Annotated in this window: 18 protein-coding genes; 8 read left to right on the top strand and 10 right to left on the bottom strand. The window is 64.2% G+C overall.

What is annotated here, in order from left to right; all coding sequences use genetic code 11:
- Positions 1-32: 32 nt before the first annotated feature.
- The 6 genes from ACFRAQ_RS28880 to ACFRAQ_RS28855 form a co-directional block, all read right to left on the bottom strand.
- Positions 33-1,370 carry a hypothetical protein gene (locus ACFRAQ_RS28880; RefSeq protein WP_379105184.1) on the bottom strand — a complete coding sequence of 446 codons (1,338 nt, stop codon included), beginning with the start codon at positions 1,368-1,370 and terminating at the stop codon, positions 33-35.
- Positions 1,367-1,681 carry a hypothetical protein gene (locus tag ACFRAQ_RS28875; protein WP_379105182.1) on the bottom strand — a complete coding sequence of 105 codons (315 nt, stop codon included), beginning with the start codon at positions 1,679-1,681 and terminating at the stop codon, positions 1,367-1,369. Before ACFRAQ_RS28875 ends, ACFRAQ_RS28880 begins: the two co-directional genes overlap by 4 nt.
- A 108-nt stretch (positions 1,682-1,789) precedes the next feature.
- The gene (locus tag ACFRAQ_RS28870; protein WP_379105180.1) at positions 1,790-2,077 is read right to left on the bottom strand and encodes a YbaB/EbfC family nucleoid-associated protein; all 288 of its coding nucleotides are present in this window, start codon (positions 2,075-2,077) and stop codon (positions 1,790-1,792) included.
- Between the two features lie 23 nt (positions 2,078-2,100).
- Positions 2,101-2,466, bottom strand: coding sequence for a hypothetical protein (locus ACFRAQ_RS28865; RefSeq protein ID WP_379105178.1), 366 nt, complete (start codon positions 2,464-2,466; stop codon positions 2,101-2,103).
- Between the two features lie 84 nt (positions 2,467-2,550).
- A complete protein-coding gene (locus tag ACFRAQ_RS28860) occupies positions 2,551-3,318 on the bottom strand; it encodes an ESX secretion-associated protein EspG (RefSeq protein ID WP_379105176.1) in 768 nt (255 codons plus the stop codon).
- Positions 3,319-3,320: 2 nt separating this feature from the next.
- On the bottom strand, positions 3,321-5,165 hold the full coding sequence (locus ACFRAQ_RS28855) for a hypothetical protein (protein WP_379105174.1): 1,845 nt from the start codon (positions 5,163-5,165) through the stop codon (positions 3,321-3,323).
- A gap of 157 nt (positions 5,166-5,322) precedes the next feature.
- On the opposite strand from ACFRAQ_RS28855, the gene ACFRAQ_RS28850 reads away from it, so the two are divergent.
- Positions 5,323-6,027, top strand: a complete 705-nt coding sequence (locus ACFRAQ_RS28850; protein WP_379105172.1) for a hypothetical protein — start codon at positions 5,323-5,325, stop codon at positions 6,025-6,027.
- Here the strand turns inward: ACFRAQ_RS28850 and ACFRAQ_RS28845 are convergent.
- Genes ACFRAQ_RS28845 through ACFRAQ_RS28830 form a run of 4 tightly spaced genes read right to left on the bottom strand, consistent with a single transcriptional unit; the run spans position 5,999 to position 13,443 of the window.
- Positions 5,999-6,448 (bottom strand): hypothetical protein, encoded by a 450-nt coding sequence (locus ACFRAQ_RS28845; RefSeq protein ID WP_379105170.1) that lies wholly within the window; start codon positions 6,446-6,448, stop codon positions 5,999-6,001. The two genes, ACFRAQ_RS28850 and ACFRAQ_RS28845, sit on opposite strands and share 29 nt — an antisense overlap.
- Positions 6,445-6,717 (bottom strand): hypothetical protein, encoded by a 273-nt coding sequence (locus ACFRAQ_RS28840; RefSeq protein ID WP_379105168.1) that lies wholly within the window; start codon positions 6,715-6,717, stop codon positions 6,445-6,447. Before ACFRAQ_RS28840 ends, ACFRAQ_RS28845 begins: the two co-directional genes overlap by 4 nt.
- Positions 6,718-6,775: 58 nt before the next feature.
- Entirely contained in the window at positions 6,776-7,336 is a 561-nt protein-coding gene (locus ACFRAQ_RS28835; protein ID WP_379105166.1) for a hypothetical protein, read from the bottom strand.
- Positions 7,333-13,443, bottom strand: coding sequence for an alpha/beta hydrolase (locus ACFRAQ_RS28830; RefSeq protein WP_379105164.1), 6,111 nt, complete (start codon positions 13,441-13,443; stop codon positions 7,333-7,335). The genes ACFRAQ_RS28835 and ACFRAQ_RS28830 overlap by 4 nt, the downstream gene beginning before the upstream one ends.
- Positions 13,444-13,710: 267 nt before the next feature.
- Between ACFRAQ_RS28830 and ACFRAQ_RS28825 the strand changes: the two genes are divergently transcribed.
- From ACFRAQ_RS28825 to ACFRAQ_RS28795, 7 genes are all read left to right on the top strand, one after another.
- Positions 13,711-14,565, top strand: coding sequence for a hypothetical protein (locus ACFRAQ_RS28825; RefSeq protein ID WP_379105162.1), 855 nt, complete (start codon positions 13,711-13,713; stop codon positions 14,563-14,565).
- Between the two features lie 102 nt (positions 14,566-14,667).
- The gene (locus ACFRAQ_RS28820) at positions 14,668-16,209 is read left to right on the top strand and encodes a hypothetical protein (RefSeq protein WP_379105160.1); all 1,542 of its coding nucleotides are present in this window, start codon (positions 14,668-14,670) and stop codon (positions 16,207-16,209) included.
- Positions 16,210-16,282: 73 nt separating this feature from the next.
- A complete protein-coding gene (locus tag ACFRAQ_RS28815) occupies positions 16,283-16,603 on the top strand; it encodes a hypothetical protein (protein ID WP_379105158.1) in 321 nt (106 codons plus the stop codon).
- Between the two features lie 2 nt (positions 16,604-16,605).
- The gene (locus ACFRAQ_RS28810; protein ID WP_379105156.1) at positions 16,606-17,109 is read left to right on the top strand and encodes a YbaB/EbfC family nucleoid-associated protein; all 504 of its coding nucleotides are present in this window, start codon (positions 16,606-16,608) and stop codon (positions 17,107-17,109) included.
- Positions 17,110-17,196: 87 nt separating this feature from the next.
- On the top strand, positions 17,197-17,421 hold the full coding sequence (locus tag ACFRAQ_RS28805; RefSeq protein ID WP_379105154.1) for a hypothetical protein: 225 nt from the start codon (positions 17,197-17,199) through the stop codon (positions 17,419-17,421).
- 101 nt (positions 17,422-17,522) lie between these two features.
- Entirely contained in the window at positions 17,523-18,080 is a 558-nt protein-coding gene (locus ACFRAQ_RS28800) for a hypothetical protein (RefSeq protein ID WP_379105152.1), read from the top strand.
- Between the two features lie 714 nt (positions 18,081-18,794).
- Positions 18,795-19,436, top strand: a complete 642-nt coding sequence (locus ACFRAQ_RS28795; protein WP_379105150.1) for a hypothetical protein — start codon at positions 18,795-18,797, stop codon at positions 19,434-19,436.
- The last annotated feature ends 34 nt before the right edge of the window (positions 19,437-19,470 follow it).

Here is a 19,470-nt window from a genome sequence, read left to right as displayed (position 1 = left end):
CAATCCTCCTGTGTCCCCTGGCAATTCGAAAATCAGAGTGTGAGGGCCTTGTCCGGTGGCTCCTCGATGGCCTCGATGGCGCCGACGACCGGCAGCACCACGCCTTCGATGACGCCGACCACTTCGTCGCCGTGCGCGCCGGTGACCAAACCCGAGCGGTCCGAGGTGGATTCCTCGTCGGCGGCGCCCGCGCGTCCGGCGGCGCCGGCGCCCGTCATGCCCGGCGAGTTGGTCGCGGTGGTGCGGCCGTTGGCTTCGGTGGTGGTCTTCGGTATTCCGGCGCCGGTGTTGCTGACCTCGCCGGTGGGAATCCGGTTGGCGCCCACCGTGTTGGAGGGCGTCGTGGTGGTGGGCACGCCGCCGCCGAAGATGGTGCTGAGCGGGCTGCCGCCGCCACCGTCGGTCTTGGTGCCGTCCGGGTTCTCGGTCTTCTTGGCCTCGTCGGTCTTGGTGGTGGTCGTCGAGGGCGTCGTGGTGGTGGTCTTGTTGGTGTTGTTGTTCGTATTGGTGTTGTTGTTGCTGGTCAGCGCGGAGCTGAGATCGCTGACGCCGCTGGACAGCACCGTCGCGCCCTTCTCGACCACCTTCTCGGCGACCGTCGGCGCGACACTGGAGATGGGCTGCAACGCGGTGCCGACCATGTTCACCAGGTTCGAGATGTTGGACGCGACGGGCGCGCCCGCGATCATGATCTTCGTCCCGGCCTCGAGGATCTCCGCGGTGCTGCCCGCGAGCTGCACCTTGGTCTTGGCCGCGATGGCCAGACCCGCGTTGATGGTCTCGGTCGCGGTGGCGATCAGCCACGGGATCCCGGCGGGAGTGGCGATCAGCGCGGTCGCCGCGGTCACCTGGGCGATGAATTGCCCGATGAGCGCGGACATTTCGGCGTAACCCTCGGCGACTATGGCTTCGGCGGAGAGCAGGATGGCGTGCTGCTGCGCGCCCTGGGCGGCCACGGTGCCGCTCTGCGCTTCGACCTGGTTGCTGGTCGCCTGCGCCTTGGTCGCGGCCTCACTGTTCCAGGTGTTCATCACCGTGCTGGTCGCCGACTTGCTCGCCGACATGGCCGAAGTCAGCGCACTGACCAGCGAGGTGAGGATGGTCGCCGGGTTGAAGCTGCTGTTGCCGAGGCTCCCCGTCCCGAACGATTGCAGCAGGCTGGTGACCGGCTGGATCAGCGCGGTCGGATCGATGGTCGGCAGCGTAGGCAGCTGCAGCCCCGACAGATCCGGCAGGCTGATTTGCGGGATCTGCGGCAGTTGAGGCAAACCCAGCTGACTCACTACGTCCGTGACCGGCGTGTCGAGGTAAGGACCGATCGGACTGCTGCGGAGCCCGTCCAGCACAGTCGGATTCGACGGGTTGGTCACAGCATCGTCGATAGGAAGCTGGCCGCCGAGGTCACCTCATTGGTTCCGTAGGTGCCGACGGCCGCGTACGCCGCGGTCGCGGTGTTCGCGTGCACGGCGGCGATCTCCGCCGAGGACATCAGGAAGTTGCCCTGCGCGACCGCGAATGCCGCGAGAAACTCCTGACCGATCAACCCGAAGACCGGAACCGCCTGCGCCATAGCGGTACCCACGTCCGCGGCCGCCGCCCCCGCGACCTGCGCCGCGATACCGGCCTTCTCGGTGCCGTACGCCAAGATGGGCGTGAATTCCGCCGCCACGTGATCAGCCATCAGTGTCCCTCCCACTACCTATGATCTTGCTCAGACTACAAGCACGAAATTTCTTGTGCCAGACCGCAAGATGCAAACTCTGGCGCAAAGTTCTGTTAACAGACCGGCCTACTCGGCCATCTCCTCGTTGAACCGGTCGACGATCTCGGCTCGCCGTTCGAACGCCCGCCGCGCCGCCTGCGCGGCCGTCGTCACCACGGCCTGCTCGAACTCCGCGGGCGTCATTCGCGACACCGCACTACTGAACTGCAGGTCCTTGAGCGCCCCGTTCCCGTCGACCTCCGCGGTCACGGCGCCGTCCTCGGACGTCTCCCGTCCTCTGACGGCCGCCATCTGATCCGCCAAGTCCTGAAACCGATACAGCTGCCGCCGCACCTGCTCCTGCAACTCATCCATCGACGAAACCACGAGCCCCCCTCTCACACCGTCCTGAGCCAACTCTGCGGCTCAGTATCGTAGTCCTGCTCCTCGACAATCTCCTGCCGAGCCACATCCGCCTCGGTGGGAAGCCCCGCCCGAGCCAGCCCCGCCGCATCAACCCCGGCCTCCTCCAACTGCTTTCGCAGCGCGAGCCCAGCCCGATTGGCAGCCTTCTGACAAAGCCGCAACACTTCCCCCGCCAACTGCCCCGGATCCCGATGCAACTCAGCCGATTCAACCTTCACGGCCAGCGGCAGACCTTGATTGGTAGTCCGCACCCGAATCGACCCGGTCGTATTGGCGACAACCAGCGAGGCCCAATCCCCCTCACCCGCGCCAGAACCGACCGCCCCCACCTCAGTCACGGCGAACTCCCTCCCAGTTAGCTTGGCGTATGACTACCATAGGCCACTCCGGTGTGACAAGAACATTTCGGTTTCGACGATCGATCAGCCGCGCTCGTCCTTGATCACCTGGATCACAGCCGCGACGTAGCTATTGATGACCGAGATGAATCTGGCCTTGTCCACAGCGAGTGCCCGCTCCGGATTGTCGACGATGGCATAGCGGCCGTCGTCCACAAGATCCCGGAACTGCACCTGGTGGCGGGTGATCCCGCGCGGCCCGAATACCGAACTCCCCTGGACGATGTGGATTTCACCGGCGTTCGAGGCTGTGGCCTCGAGGAATTCACGGGCTCTGGATACCGCGGTGTCCGGCGCCGCAGCAATGGCCGACCGGCCGAAGTCGTGATCGATGTACTGCTCGTCGGTGACCAGCCCGATGTCTCCCCGCCCGCCCCGGTCGCCGGTGGGCATTGCCTCGACAACAGCATCGGCAAGTCGCAGCGGATCACATTCGGCCACCGTATAGCCGCCCCGACGCCAATATGTTGCTCCCGGTAGTTGGCTGATCACATAGCCTTTCGGGCCCTTGCGGGCCGCATGGACGCGCACCATCGAGTCGGTTCCCCACCGATCCTGGTCGTCCCACCCGTATCCGGTCAGGAAGAGATCCGGATTCGTCAGTGCGTCGAATACCGTCGAGAAGTCACCACCGAGCTTGTGGCTCAGACTTTCTCGCGCCTCCCGCATTTCCAGGTCGAACTCGTCCGCAGTCCTCGTCGCCGACGTGAACATGAAGGGCTCGGGCGGCTCGACACCTACCCGATCCATCCAGAGCACATAGAACTCGGCCTCGGTGAACCGCCACCGCACCGTCATTTCTCGGCCACCGGGGTGACCGCTGCGGGCGCCTCACCCAGGACTGCCTCGAGATTCTCCAGGTTGGTGAGGAACTGCGGACGCTTGTGTTCCTTACCCTGCCCCTGCGCACCTGCCGCCCCCATCGGCGAACCACCCATCCCGCCAGACGACCCGGTGGACGAGGACGAAGTCGTCGCGGCGAGTCCCGCGCGCGATGTCGTGGCCACTTCCTTATCCGTCTCGGTCGTAGATGTCGGATTGGCGGAACGCGGAGCCAGCTGGGCCTTAGGCGTCTGGGGCGAGCCTGTGCCTGTAGGCGTGCCCGACGGGCTGCCTCCTGTCGGAGATCCGGACGGAGTGTTGGTGTTCGGAAGCAAGCCCAGATTCTGTAACTGCTGAGTGAGCTGATCGGTCGGCGAGGTTGTCTTGGTCGTTGTCTGCGTTTGTGTCAGAGCCGTCGTAACTGCCGACGCGATCTTCTCGGCGCCCTGTTCGGCGGCGGTGATGCCTGCCTGAATAACCGTACTGGCCTGCGTGATCAGCGTCTGCAGCGTCGTATCGGTAGTCGGATTCTTGTCTGTGGGCGTGGTGGGCGTAGTCGGCGTGGTGGGCGTGGTCGGCTGGGTGGGGTTGTTGTCGAGGTTCGGCGTCTCGATGTTCGGTGTGCCGCTGGGGTTCCCGGTCGGATTTCCACTGGGGTTTCCAGCCGGGTTCGGGTTCGGACCGGGCTGCACCTGCTGGGGCTGCACCGCGATCGCGTCCTTCGGGCTTTTGAGCATGGGAACAGCGCCGCTGGAATCCTTGACACCTTCGACATACCAATTGTCCCAGGCGTGCCTCATCTTATCCATCGCATCATCGATGCTGTACTGGGACATATGGTTGATGGCCTGCTCCACCGCGATGGATTTGTACGGCAAGAAGTTCTGCAGCTTCTTCAACCACCCCTGTGCGAAGGCCAGGTTCAGGGCCATCAGATCCATGCCGTCAGTCAGGGTCTTCACGCTCTTGAGATAGTTGGCAATCCCTGTCTGCGCCAGCTTCGCACCGTCGGAGGCCCAGACCTTGTCCATGGTCGAAGTATCTCCCTGGTAGCCAGTCAGATACTTCTCGTTGGCAGCCTGAAAGGTCGCCGCCTGAGCTTTCAAGTACGCACTCGCCGTATTCCATGCCTGTGCGTGGCTCTCGAGTTTCCCGAGAATCTTCGAATCGTTGACGAACTGCCAATGATTGTGGAAGTCGTCCCATTGGTATTGGTGACCGACTTCCGGTGCGATCGCCTTCGGATCCAACTCCACCCCACTGGCATTCGCGGAGAGGGTCTTCTGCTTATCGGTCCCCAACAACAGATCGTCGTAGTCATCCTCCATGGTTCCCGACCACTTGGTTGGAGACGTGAACCAACCAGTGCTGGATTGCCCCCACCCCGGCATACTGACCGAGTCGATGTGCACCGACGAGACAGCTAGCCCGGGCTGCCCCGGCTTCGGCACCATTCCCTCGAACTTCACGCGGGCGTCATCGCCGGAAAAGGCCGTGGCCGAGGCTTGATCAGTGTCCACGTACAGTCGGGCAGCGCCCACGAAGGACTCACCGATCCTCGTGAGCACCTCCTGATGTTCCTTCAGGGTCGTCTCGACCAGCTTCTTCGCGGCGTCGTTGAACTTCACGGCGAGCGCATGCCCCGAGTCCCGCTGATTCAGCGCGCCCAGGTCAGCCTGTGGAGCGACGCCGATGGCGGCATTCACCATCGCGAGCATCGCCGCGGCCTGATCCGCCATCGTCTGCGCGGCTTCACGGTTGAACAGGACGCCCTTCTTGCTCTCGCCATTGAGTCCGGTGAAGTCGTCGTCGGCCATCGCTCTCCCCTCCCAGGTGGACGTGATCGCAGCCTAACCGGTTGCGTGGAGCCCGATCCAGCCGAGCCGTTCACCAGCGACGTGGGTAGGCTGCCTGCGCAGGTTCGGATTCGACCGCGGGGGCAACGGTGAGCCGCGGTAGTACTGAGGGGGATTCATGGTCATCGCCATTGTCATCGGAGTGATCGTTGTCGTAGCGCTGGTAGCGCTCAATATTTCCGGCAACGCCCGAAACCGTGAGCGGCAAGCGGTAATGGCGGCTGCGATGGGCGGCGCGGTCGGCTGGCCCTCGGAGCAGTGGCGTCAGCAGCACGCGGCAATCGGGCTGTGCCCGTATCCGTCGAAGGCCAAGTACAAGGATCCCATCCACGGCCAGGCGGCCGGCGCTCCCTACACCACCTTCTTGGTGGAGCACGAGACCATTTTCCAGAACATGATCACGACCTGGCGGCACACCGCCGTCGTCATCGAGGGCGTCGACCGATCCGTGGACAGGCTGGACCTGCTCTCGACCCAAGGCGAATGGCTCCTCGAGTTCAACAAGAAGTCGGTCGAACACCGCCGATTCCCCAGCGGCAATGAGGAATTCGACCGCTGGTACCTCGGCCTCACCCCCAACCACCCCGACCAGGCCCGCCCACTCCTGACCCGCCCGGTCATGGCTGCGGCCTACTCCATAATCCAGATCGCCCCCACCGCCCGCATCCGGGTCAACGAGGGCGCAGTCATCTGCTGGATCCGAGGCGTCCACGACCGAGACTCCGCCGGCTATCTCGAAGTCATGCGCCTCACGATTGAGCTCGCCACCGCCATCAATCAGGCTGCGGCACAGTTCAATACGGGAAATCAGCGCCACGGCTGACGCTCTCCAGCTTGGCCTGCAACCACGGGGGCGTGTGTTCCTCGCTCCGAGGAAAGTATTCGAAGTCGAGGGCGTACGCATCGGGTGTGAGTGGTGGAACGAAGTCCGGCTCACTGTCGTAGTCGAACGCCGCCTGGCAATCTCCGTCGCGATCGATCACTACTCGCGCAGTGAACCAGGTGCCGACCTCGGGCACGAACATCGCCGACCTGAGGTCCGAAAGTTGCTCCATAACGGCGAACGGTGCAGAGATTCGGGCGACCAGCCCCTCTGACGAAACGGATTCCAGGCGATCACCATCAATCTGGATCGTGGCGCGATACTCGTACCGGAGTTGAGTCCAGCCGTGTGGCGCCGAATCCATCAGTGTGCTGCCGATGGCCTGAATCGCCGCCCAGTCGAGCGGATCACGCCGGCTCACTCCGCATCAGCCACTCTGGGACTACCCTCCTCGTCGCCCTCCCGAAGTTTGGCTTGCAACCACATCGGGATATGCGCCACATCGCGAGGGAAATACTGAAGGTCCAGCGCATATGCACCGGCGGTCAACTTCAGATTGAAATCCGGCTCGCTATCGTAGTCGAAGTTGACGTCATACCCGCCGGACCGGTCGATCATCAGCCTTGCAGTGAACCACATCCCTGTTCGAGGTTGATACATCGCCCGGCGGAGCCTGTCGAACTCCCCCATCGCAATCCCCGGCACCGAATTCCGAGATGATGCTTCCGCAGTCGAGAATTCCCTCGGCTCATTCTGCGGCGAAGTCGAAGTAATGCAGCCAAGAAGGATTGGTACTGCGCCCGCGCTTTCGATTGAACTCAAGGCGAAATTTGTAATCCTTGATATTTGGCTGACCAAATTTGAACCAGTCGGAGACGGATGGCCAATGCATCACCGCAGACTGATTCTCTACGACGAGCCAAACCGGCGGATTCGGAAGTCCAATATCCCCGCCATCTATCACGTGGAATTCATATCCCTGATGCTCGACAAGCACGAGAATTCCAGCTTCATCAACCAGAGTTGGCTTCATATTCCCAAGCGTGGCCAAGGCATGCCTTTTGGCCTCAGCGCTAATCGCATCGACGCCAAAGGAGCTGCCCGCGAACCAAAGCCCCGAGTTCGACCCGATCAACTCGAGTACCTCACGGACCGCGGTAGGGACGGTATGTACATCCTGATCGGCCGCCCACGCGTCGACCTGCTCACCCGTAGCCCCAGCCATCAATTCCGGTCGGAGACCATCACTCACAGCTCGCTCGAATATCCCACGCACTTCTTCAGCAGCGGACCGCTCTTCAATGCTCATTCAAGTAGGCTCTCTTGCGCTAGGTTGCGGATTTCGATTCTAACTCCAGGGAATGCAGCTTCATAGGCCATGATAACATCCTGACAAGATTGACATATCTGCGTATCAGTGGGGTGCTCGCGACCTGTTGGCAGATCGACAACCATTCGCACATCGCCGGTGATATCTTCGACTGTAAACGGCCGGTAAGACTCGCCGACCAATGCAGCCTTCTTCTCGGCGAGATCATTCAACGAACGAATAGTCTCGAGCACGCGATGACGGGTGCGCATCACCTCTCCCTCAACGCCCTCGGGGTAGCGAGCATGGTCTTTCACGTCACTGTAGATTTCATCCGTAATACGCTGCCGCTGGCGAAGCAGATCACCCTCAGGACCGGAGGGTATGTCCGGAAATCCGCGCTTCTGCCAGCCCGCCACCTTCCGGACTGCGTTCTTGATCGCGTTGTCGACCTGTTCTCTGTCCAACCCGCTCGCATCCTCCAACTGACGGCGCGCAACCTCTTCCAGCAGCTTCACCTCGGAGTCGTATAGACGAGGTGTGCGATTCGAACCCCTACCCTGCGTGCCCGGGTCGTATGGAGCCGCGTCCTTGGTTTCGAACAGCGGACGATCGTCTGAGGGACGGGCGGGTGTGCCACTCGCCGGGTTCCAATCATGCTCGAGGCCACTGAACCCGAAGACGTCACTGGCGGCACCGGAGTCCATTCGGTATCGAGCGGTGGCCAAAGTGCGTTCATGCGGACGACGCACGGCATCCTCGGCAGGGTCTCCACCACCGTTCAATCGGCGGACATCGTCCATCCCCTCGTCTCGGAGCTCTCGATTCCGTTGAACGAGTTCGTCGAAATCTGCCAGTCGAGTCTGCTGATACTCAGGAGACGACAGATCGACCGGCGGGGAATCGTCATCGGCGCTCGGCTTTTCCTTGGCCTCGTCCGATGTAGGGGATGGATCGGGATGCTCGTGGTTCGGATTGCGATCCGGTCGACCGATGCGTGCTTCGGGTCGAGAGTCGTGGCCAGGTTTGGACGACTCTGACGGATGGCCGGTGGTCGCGGGACCATGAGGTACTGCGACTTCAGATACCCGCGGCAGCAAGGTTTCATGGTGCTGCTCGAAGTAGCGGGCGAGCGCGGGATCGTATTCCTTGAGGAGGCGCCAGGGCGTCACGCTCTCGCGTGGGTCCATGAGGCCCACACGATCCAAGATCTCCACGAACTTCTCACGGAGCGCGGGCAGTTCGGCCGCGCGCGCCGGCTCGTAGTGAGCCTTCGCGATCTCGGTGGCGGCGGCTCGCATTTCCTCGAAACGCGAAGCCAGGTGCGGTGTCAGCGTCGATGGCCGCTCCAGCGTCGGGTCGAGATGAGTACTGGGCGAGCGTTGTTCGGGGTCGGCGGCGCGGGTGGGTGCGGCGGAATCCTCGCCGGTTAGGTGTTCTCGCCCTGTTCCCGGTTGATCCGGGCGATCTCCGACTCGCCCCACGCCTGCCAGATCTTGATCTGGTCCTCGGTGGCCGGGCGGCGTCCCTTCGCGTCCTTCTCCCGCAGGATCGCCAGGTCGCGGTCGCGCTTCGCTTGGAGTTCCGGGTCCTCGATCTCGTCCCGCATCGTGGGGCCCAGCACCTTCCGCGCTATGCGTTCCATTTCCTCCGGGCTGATGGGCATCGGGGGTCCTTCCTATATCGGTGAGACGGACTACGTACTTTCCGTCGATGAAGTCACGGCTTTCGACCCGGAATCGGGTGCCTGGCGGGAAGACAACCTCTTCTTGAGAGAGACTTGCCCAGGAGATGTCCTTCCCGGTGTGGGAATCGATGATCAGCTCGATATTGCCTCCTGGCATCGAGCTGTCCTTGTCCGCCGAGGCGAAACCTGGGTCGACCGGCGGCTCTTTGCCCGGAGAGTAGGCCTCCAGAAACTTCTCCATGGCGACCGGATCATCGAAGCGGAGCGAGCGATAGACGGTCCCCTCATGATCCGGCAGCTTGTTGTACGCCGAGACCAGGGTGCGGATTTCGACGTCGTGGCCGGCCAGAGCGGTTGGATTGCCGTTGCGGGTACCGTCGTTGACCGGCTCGTTGAGGTTGAACCCCTGGTTGCGCCGGATGGCGTCCAGCTCGGCATCGGTGAGCCTGGAGATCTCGGGATGATTCGCGGTCTCGTAATCGCGGATGGTTTGGACCTCGCCGTGGCTGATCCTGTTCTTCGCGGCGTACTCGTGTGAGGCGGTGGGGTCTTCGTAACGCGGGTTCGCGTAGTACGGCTTGTCCTCGACAGGCAGTTTCGGGCGTGTGGGCTCGGTGCCGTCCGGAACATGGGCCGGGTTCGGGCGGTCGGGCCCCTCGGGATGCGAATCCGGTTGACCGATACGGGCTTCCGGCCGTTGGCCGACCGAATTATCACGCGGTGCGGATTCGATAGGCCGCACCGGATTCCCTTGCGAGTCATAGACAATCGCGTGGGTGGATTTGACGTTGGTGTGGTCCGGCGGGAACGAGTGCGGCCCGCCGCGGACGGCGTTGTCGTGGACTACGAGCCGGCCGCCGTCATTGGTGATGGTGTAGGCGTGGGCGCCGACGCCATTGACGTCTGTAGGGCCGTGGAATTCGTCTACGACCAGGGCTGTTGCGCCGTCGCCGAGGCGGTGGAGTTGGTCGGCGATCGAGCCCAGGGTTTCGTGGCGGTCGAGATGGGCGCCTGCCGCGTGCTCGAGTTCGGTGGCGGTCATGCCGCGGTCGGCGATCGTCGGGTCGTCGGGGATGTGGATATTGGGGTTGCCGGTCAGTTCTTGGACCTGGCGGAGCGCTTGGGGGCCGCAGTCGTTGGTTTGTGTGTGGGTGCGTTCGGGGGCGGTGGGGGTCGGGTCCAGGGTGCGGTTGGAGTGGACCAGATCGTCGTAGCCGTATGGGTGTTCGCCCTGGTGGCTTTCGGTTTCGGGGGCGCGGAAGCGGGCTGGGTCGTGGGGGCTGGAACCCAGGGTGCGTTGCCGGGCATTGAGGTCTTCGTGGCCGGGGCGGGAGTACTCCGGTAGGAGGTGCGGGGTTTGGCCGGATGCGATCCGTGAGAAGTTGTGCAGGGATTCGCTCGGGACCGCGCGTCCCTCGTCCATGTGGTTGTAGTAGCCGGTGTGCGTCGAGATGTCGCTCAACGTGTGGGCGCCGCCCGGGAATTGGGCGGCGACGCGGCGGGCGCCGAAGGCTTCGATGGCGGGGTCCATGCCGAGACCCATGCCGAGTTTCGGTGCGAGACGGCCAATTTCACCGATAGTGTTCGCGCCGATCCAGGTCACGGGGTCGCGGGAGGAGCTGGCGACGAAGACATTGTGCGCGCCGATGCCGAAGTCCGCGGCGTGGCCGACAGGACCGGCCCCGGGTGAGCCGAGCAGCGTGATCGTGGAGATGTCGCCGTGCAGGCGGCCGCCCGCGCCGGCGAAGCTGGTGGTCGTGGAACCGTAACTGTGGCCGAACAGATGGACGTCCGGGGTGGGGTGACCACCGGGCAGTTCCGCGCCCAGTCGTCGAGTTTGACTGAAGGAGGCCACATCTCGGGCCAGCAGCTCCCCGCCACGTTGCGCCAGGCGGGCATCGGTCATCTCGCGGACAATCTTCGGGAATCCGCTCGGAGCGTCGTAGCCGATCCACGCGATGGAGGCGACCATGTCGGGTTCCTGGGTGCGCTGCGTCGTCTCCCACATGTGGTTGAAGGCGTTGTGCAGATTGCCTTCCAGACTGCGGACCGTGGTCGTGATGCCTGGAACGTGGAAGGACACCGACGATGCCTTCGACGTGTCACCGAAGGCCACGACTGCCCGGCCCTCGCCGTTGAATTCCTTCGAGTCGTAGGACAGCACGTGCACCGGCGGTTCTTCGCCACCGAACTTGTCGGCGAACTTCGCTGCGAGATCGCGTGCTTCTTCCAGCGCCTTGACCGTGGATTCGAGGTTCTTCCACTGCCGGAAGTTCTCCGGATCGGTGAATCGGCTCGTCCACTTCTCGATACGCGGATTCTGCTCGTGCAGCGCGTTCAGATCCCTCGTGATGGCGAGACGGTTGGCCTCGTCCTTCACATGGGGCGGCAGACCGTCGGCATTGCCGATCTCGTGCGGATGCGCCTTGATCATCGCGTGCTGCTGCTCAGGTGTGAGGCCGTGCCACCACTCGTGGTTCTCGGTCGCCCGGTTGTGCGCGCCCGCGATATCGGTTTCCGGCGGATGCAGCAGATGTTCGGGTGAGGCGTCGGGGTGCAGTTGCTGGAGGGCTTCGCGCGCATGCGCCTGCTCGGCCTCGGAAATCGGCGAATCCTCCGGCAGCACAGGCCGTTCCACCGTGGGATCACCGACATGACGAGCGCTCTGGTCGCTGACGGGATGATCGCCGGGCCTCGGCGAATCGGGGTCGCTGGTGCGCCGCGGGCCAGGTTGTTCCGGCGAGCTCGCAGGGTGCTCGGGTCGCGCACCGATACGGGATTCGGGCCCGGTACCCGCACCGACGAGGTCGCGGTTCTCCGGGCGCGCGGTGGACTCGACCGTGCGTCCGGGATCCGCGAGATCCACACGCTCGCCCACACGACCGGCAGGTACTTCGAGGCCGGTGGCGCGGGCCGCCATCGGCGTCGGCTGGCTCCCCGCGTCACGGATCGTCGCGGGCGTCGCTCGCGGTTCGGCGGACGGAGTGTGAGCGCCCGGCCCATCAGCGCGGCCGGGGGCCGGCGTGTCCGCGCGTGGCGCCACCGAAGCCTCCGGCCGGGAAAGCACCGGCGTCTCCGCCCGCGGAGCCGCCGCGGGAACCGGCTTCGGTTCACCCGACGCCGGTGTATGCGCGGGATTCGACGGCGATGTGTGCGCGGGATTGGAGTGCTGTGGGCTCCCGACCGGATGCGCGTCGACAACCTGCGCGTTGTGGACCGGAACCTGCGCGACCAGATCCGCCTTGGGCACATTGGCGAGGGACTCCTTGGGCACCCCGGGATCGGTGGGCCGGGGCTGCGGATCCGCCGGCCTGCCTTGCGGATGTTCGCCCGGAGTCGTTCCGCCCGTGTTCTTCTCATGAGACGGAGCCGCGTCATGCGGCGAATTCTCGGTGTGCGCAACGTCGTTGATCGCCGAAGGGTGAACTTGCTTGTCCGTGACCGCCAACGGCGATCCATCGACCTTCGGGCTGGTGACTCCGAGCTTGTCCGGGCTCCCCTTCCAGGGCGACTTGCCCTCATGAGCCATCCCGGGCAGGGTGCCGCCAGCGATGCCCGCGGTGACGACGCGGGGATCGAAATGCCAGTTGTGCGTGACACCGCCGCTCACCGCCCAGCCCGCGAGCCCGGCCACCCCGCCGGCGACTCCACCGCCTAGGAAATTGGCGGCCTTCTCCGCGGTGATCTGCTTGATAGGTGCCTTCGCGATCGGGTTGACCAGCGCCTTCGGTAGCCACTTACCGATGGGAGCCGCGACCAGTCCACCGGCCGCCCCTCCACCGGCCGAGAGCAGCAGCTGCTGCGTATTGATCTCGCTCCGGCGGCCGAACTCGTGCTGGTAAGCCTGAATGCCGCCGTCCTGCAACGCCCCCAGCGCAGCGCCGATGATCGTCTGCCGTAATGCGAACCGCATGAGCGAGATCTCGGTGGCCTTGAGCCCCTCTTTGCCGAGGAAATTGATGGCCCGCCTCGTCAGGATGCGCACCGCGATCCGCCCGATGCCGATCGCCGCACCCTCCGCCATCGGCGCGGTCGGTGGGAACAGCCAGGCCGCCGCGATATCGGCGGCCAGGGTGATCAGCGTCGTATAGAACATGAGCTTCGTGTATTCGAGCTCGGTTCCGGTGTTCTCCGCGGTGCCCGCGATGGTCTCGAACCATTCGGCTAGCTTGTCGATCGACTGGTCGCCGACGCGCATGCTCCGCAACTGCTCGATGATCTTGTCGCCACCATCGCCGATCGGATACGCCTTGCGCACCGCCGCGATGGCCGCATCGATATCGGCGTCGATCGAGCGCAGATCCTTGGCGCTGGACTTCCAGTCATCGGCGATTCCCCACATGGAATCCTCGTTGCCGTCCGGCCATTTCATGCCGACCAGCCACCCGAGGGTCCCCGCGAGCGGCGGCTCCCAGATCATCGCCGACCGCCTGCGACGAGAATCACTCGCCCGGTCGTGGTTTCAACCCGACACCCCCGTGACGCCACGACCGCCCCCGAATACGCGCTGACCTGCTCTGCTGATGCGCTGTCCGGCAGCGCCTTTCACGCCGTGACAGCTCACGATCTCGCGCCACGCTGCCACAGAACGCGCCGAGGATCAACTGGGGCGGCGCCCCGCCGCTATTGATCGGCTATGGTCGGCGGCAAGATTCCGAGGCCGGACCGACGCGGAAGGGATGTCGCCGTGCGAACAGTGTGGTTCATTCCTCAGGGTGTGCGCCGCATCGGTCCCGAGGAGTACACCGGGTATCGGGGCGGAGTCGCCTCGACGCTCACCCCGATCAGCAAACGCCAGGCCGCGGCGGTGATCGCTCAGGGTGAGCATCGAGCCCGGGAGCTGGTCTCGCTGCTCGAGGGCCTGGGGTTCGAGCCCGAACTCGACGGGTCGGAAACTTGGGACAAGGCCAGTCTCGTCGGGGAGGGATTCAACCGCGTCGACAAGGGCTTCAACGGGCGGATCCACCAGATCAGCGCCCGATTCTCCGGCCCGCCGACCGAATTCGACGACCTGGTACGGCGATTCGCGGCGATGCCGTCGACCGTGGTGACACGGACCCGAGCGGATTCGTCGGCCAAGACCCGCGACTTGGAGGTTCTGCTCGGCGATCGGTACGGGCACAGCGCCCGCATCGACGTACAGCAGCGCAAGGACTCGGGCTTGATCTCAGCACTGTCGCAGGTGACCAGTCGCGCCTTCTTCTACCGCTGGGACAAGCGCGACGCGGTGTGGAGCATCCTCGCGCGCGGGCGCGGCGAGAACCTGGAGGAATTGCAGGCCCGGGAGATCGAACGCCTCGGTTTCCGGCGGCGTCGTCCCTGGACGGTCCATGACGCTCCCCCCGGCGGCCTGCTGGAATCGGAGGCCGCCGAACGGATCCGACTGTACCTCGTCGGCGCGGGCGTCGACACCGACGCCATGTCTTTCGCGCCGCAGCGCACCGAGGGCGGCTGGGATGTCGCCATCACCGGCGGGCCGACCGCGGCGTTGGACGCGCTGCACATCACCGACGACGGCCATATCGGCCCCCGCGAACACTGAGCTACCCTCGGCCGGGGCCGACACGAGCACCTCGAATGTGTAAGGTCGCACAGGTATCCGACCGGGTGGAACGTGCGGCGGTCGAGGAGGGGAGCTCGAGACGTGGACAGGCCTCAGGCGGGGAATCCGGACGACGAATTCATGCGGTCGTTCATGGCCGGATTCGCGCAGGCGAATCAGGAATCCGACATCGGGTTCAGCGTCGTATCGCACCCGGGACCGGAATCGGTTCCCGACGAGGGCCAGATCGTCGAGCAAGCACGGGAATTGACCCACCGCATCGCACGTGAACTCGCGGCGGCGGCTCCCGAGGGCTGGGAGCGCGTCGACGCCACCTTCGCGTGGACCGTCACCGTCAAGACCTGGAGCGTGGTGTACTCCGCCGGGGACCAGGCATTTCGAGCCGAGCCGTCGGAGGCCGTCCTGCTGCTCGTGCAGGAACAGCGCGAGATCGCGGCCCAGATGAGCGAAGGCCCGTGGTGGCGGATGCGAATCAGCCTCAACACAGCGGGGCAGGTGCAGACCGACTACGACTACGGCGACGAGCCGTTTCCGGACGATCAACTGTTTCCGGCCGAGGCGTATCTGGCGGATCTGCGGGAGTATCCCCGCAAACGACTACCCGTCTGGCTGGCCGCGTATGTGAGCCACGGCGATCGGCTGCTGCGCTCGCCACGGGTCGCGGCCCAGCAGGCTCGATCCGACCGGGCCAAGGAGATCCGCGGGCAGGCGACGACCGAGGTCTTCCCGCCGCTGCCGCTGATGTGGTCCAACTGGACCGCCCTCGCGGCGGTGTTCGTCGCTCTCGACGCCCCGCACGGTCCGCGCATACTGCCCGCACTGGCCTGGTTCGAAGGCCCGAACCGCAGCGGGAGCACGCTGTACACGCTGCCCGGAGATCGGGCCGTCGTCTCGGGCGGGGTGCTCAACGCGCCGGAGCTCGATGCCGTCTACAACGACGGCGCTCCCCTGCCGAATCTGTATGCGGGCGCACCGGATTGGGTCACCGACGCGGTGCTGAATCCGCGGGCGGCCACCGGGCAGTTGACTTTCTGCTACTGGTGGGAGGACGGGCAGTGGTTCCGCGGCGAATCACCCCTCGGCCCGGGGGTGGCTGCCGCGGTGCCCGGGATATGGACGACCGGCTCGACCGTCGACACGATCCTGCAGGTGATGGGGTCGGCCGGTAAGACGATCACCGAAGCGACGAAATCCGCTGTCGCGAACCTGGTTTCGGCGGCCCAAGCCGGTGTGGTGACTTACGAGACGGTGGCCGCGGTCTTCGATCCCGCCGAGCACGACGTGGATTCGGCGCTGAACCAGTTCACGCTGGCGGGGTTGCGGACCTTCGTCACCGCGCCGCCGCTGAGCCGGATCGACGCCATCGAACAGGTCCGCCGATTCATCCTCGCGCGTGGGACCGACACCAGCGGATACCCCCTCGACCAGCTGACCGCCGAGCGAATCGACAACGGCTGGATGGTTTTCGTGCCCACGCGGCCCGGCGAGATCATGATCGGCCGCGCCATCTACTACATGGCCGACGACGGGGTGATCGAGGCATCGTCGTCCTCGGTGCCGCCGACCGTGTACATCGCGGGCTTCGCGCAGCGTTTCCAGGAGCGGATGCGGCAACGCGGCTGAATATCGCGTTGGCATCGATGACGGCGCCCAATTACTGTCGGCGTCAGTGTTGTACGGGGAGGAGTAGAACCAGATGACGGACAAAGTCGAGGTCGATCCGGAGCTATTGCGGCAGGCGGCCGTCAAGACCGACCACGTCAACGCTCGACTACGCACGGTGGTGGACAGTCTCATGGCCACCCTCGGCAGTAAGGGCGAACCGTGGGGCAACGACACCTATGGTGAGCAATTCGCGGGCGCCGAGGACGGCTCCGGCTACAAAGCGGCTCGCAAGACCCTGAAGAACCTGTCCGAGACCCTGGCCAAGAACGCCGGAGACAACTCCGACGGCCAGGCCAAGTCCGGCAAGCAGCTCGACGGCACCGACCAGAACAGCGCCGGCGCGTTCAAGTAACCATGGCGAACGAGAGCGCGAAAGCCGAACTGGCGTCGATGATCGACGAGTTCCAGCAGCAAATGCGGGTCCTCGGCGATATGCAGCAGAAGCGTGCCCAACTCATGGCCACCGGCTACGCCCTGCAAAAGCGGGTCACCGTCGTCGTGAACGCCGACGGCACGGTCATCGAAACCCGCCTGGACCCCGAGCTCGAAGACCTCCCGCTCCTCGAGCTCGGAAAAGCCATCACCGAAGCCGCCCAAGCCGCGGCCACCGAATTGGCCCGCAAGAGCTCCGAACTCCTGAACCCGATCCAGGAGCGCCGCGGCCGCATGCCGAAGATGTCCGACCTCATCGAAGGCATGCCCGACCTCACCGAACGCATCCCCGAACCCATCCCCGCCTCCACCGCTCCCCCGAATTCGCCTGAGCGGCAAGAGAACAACCAGCCGCTGATGACGTTCACCGACGTCGAGGAACTGGATGACATCACACCCGGACGGATTCGCGCGGACGACTGGTGAACCCCTACCTGACTCCGAGTCGATCCGGATCATCTGTCAACGCTGACCCGCACCTTCAGGATCGTTTCGAACAGACGTGAGGTAGCAATGAGCAGCGAGATCGCCGGTAGAACCTTCTCCACTCCCGAAGAGGCAGGAATCGAGCCGCCCACCCCGCAGGATCTCGAAGAGTACGGGAAGATGTTCAAGGAAGCCCGGCAGAAACTGCGCATCGCCTCACCCGATCCAGAAGTCCTCGCGAGTAACAAGTTCCACGATGAGATCTCCGGAACCGAATTTGACCCACGCAACCGTAAGTCCGCTGATCACTAGGTTGTTCAGCCAGTATCGACCACCAAGGCCAGGGTGCATCGTGTCTGGGCGAGAATCTCTGATTACCGATGCGCGAAGTCGTTCCGAATGGAGGCTCGAGGGTGCAAGAGCTGCTCACCAGCGAACAGGTGGAACAGTATCTCCGACAGGCCCACATCATTTCGGAGTACCAGCAATTGGGCATGCGTCGGATGGAGCACGCCTGGGTCTGCTGGCGGATCCTCACGCCAGACGAGGCGAACCAGGCAGCGAGAACACCGGGGACCGGGGTCTGCCTGATAGTGAACCCCATCACCGGGGTGGTGATCAGCCATGGCAGCTCGATGCATCCACTGACATGGGGCGAGATGTACGACCAATCGATCCGGACGGGCGAACCGATGCCCGCGGGCGGACAGATCTATCCACACCGGTGGAGACTGAACATCCAACGGGCTCGGGAGGATCAGACCGAGATCGAGTACTTGGTGACAGCGGAGTCCCTGACTGAGCCGCCGGAACCGAGCACGGAACTCCGGCTGATCGTGAACCGGGAAAGCCAACAGATTCAGACGACCGGGAACACCAATCCCGAGCTGATCAGCAGGGCGACGAACGCGGTCCAGGGAGCCAACCGTCAGACCGAGACCTGGCCCGGGTACCTGACGATCGAGTACTAGACGGCGGGGATCCGCGGGGACAGACACAGCTTGTTCCGGATCGTTCGTCAACGCTGACCCCGCATCTTCAGGATCGTTTCGAACAGTGTCGGGGGCGCATCAACGACATCTTCGCGGCGCATGACGATCCCGCACGACCGCCTGAGTTGCCCTCTCTACGTGTGCGATCCGAAATTGTCGATCAGCTCGGGCTGCGCGATCGGGAGGGATAGGTTACCGCGTGGCAGTTGTACCACGAACACGATGCCGCGCTGGAGAAGTACGTCGCGAGCATCTGCTGCCTCAGAACGAACAGTCCCATTCCGAGCCTCCGAGGGATGAGCCGAGTTCCGCCCACGATCCGGATACACAGCCACACAACGGGATTCCAGCGACCAAGGCCACGTCAGCGCTTAGGTCGTCGAATCCTTCTGGTTGCACAGAGAGGGAGTCACATGGGGCGGCGTCGCCTCAGTCGACAAGAACCAATCGGAATGGCCGGCAGCGGCTGCCGTGAGGTCGCCGTCCGGGTAGGCCATCCGGAGGGAAGTGATCCTGGCCTATCCACAGACCGGGATAGGCTCGCAGTGGCAGTTCGAGTACGTCTCCTGGGCACAACCTGGAACGGCCACCTTGGATGTCATCCATCAACCGGCCGACTCAGAACACAGGTAGAGCACGACGATCATTGAGCCGCACTGCGAAATGCCCGAGTAGATGAGGATCGAACGACGCATGAAGAGGCTGAAACGACGGCGTCCACGCTGCAGGCTCGACTTGCACGGACACCTCGACCAGGAGCGACTCGAGCAGATACGCGCCAAGCTGGGGCTGACCAAGATGGGCAGGCTGAGCGACTGGCAGGACGAGGATTTCGGCTGGCGAGACATCAGCCACGACGGCGATTCCTCATTGATGCTCAATTTATGGCGCCATTCCGAGGACCAGTGGTCCATCCTGATTTCCGCCGCCGATGATATTGATCTGAGCGATCAGGAAATCGCCCGCTGGAGGACAATTTTCACAACCGCCGTACTCGACTCCGGATTGGAGATCACCGATTTCAAGGTGACTGCGCCACCCCACCGCGAGAGCTACGAGACCACGTGGTGGAATGAGAACTGGTTGCGGACGACTCACTGGGACCTACCGGCCCAGAATCTCGAGGAACTCTGGCCGGTGATCGGCGTCCATCCTTCTGCGGCCGAGGTCGAGAAGCGGGACAAGCTGGCTATTTTCATGACCAGCCCGACGTGGCAGCCGGCACCAGTTGAACTGCGTGAACAGGCGGAGAATTTCATACGGCGCGTGACCGAGGCCGAGCATGTCATCCAACAGGCGCGGGAGGATCGGACCGAGCACTCCGGGAGCGAGTGAGCCGGATCAGCCGGTCGTCTCGTTGCCGTCACGC

Source organism: Nocardia sp. NPDC056611, from assembly GCF_042792755.1.
GTDB lineage: Bacteria > Actinomycetota > Actinomycetes > Mycobacteriales > Mycobacteriaceae > Nocardia.
Note: the sequence above shows the minus strand (reverse complement) of the source record. Positions and strands in the feature narration are given on the sequence as shown.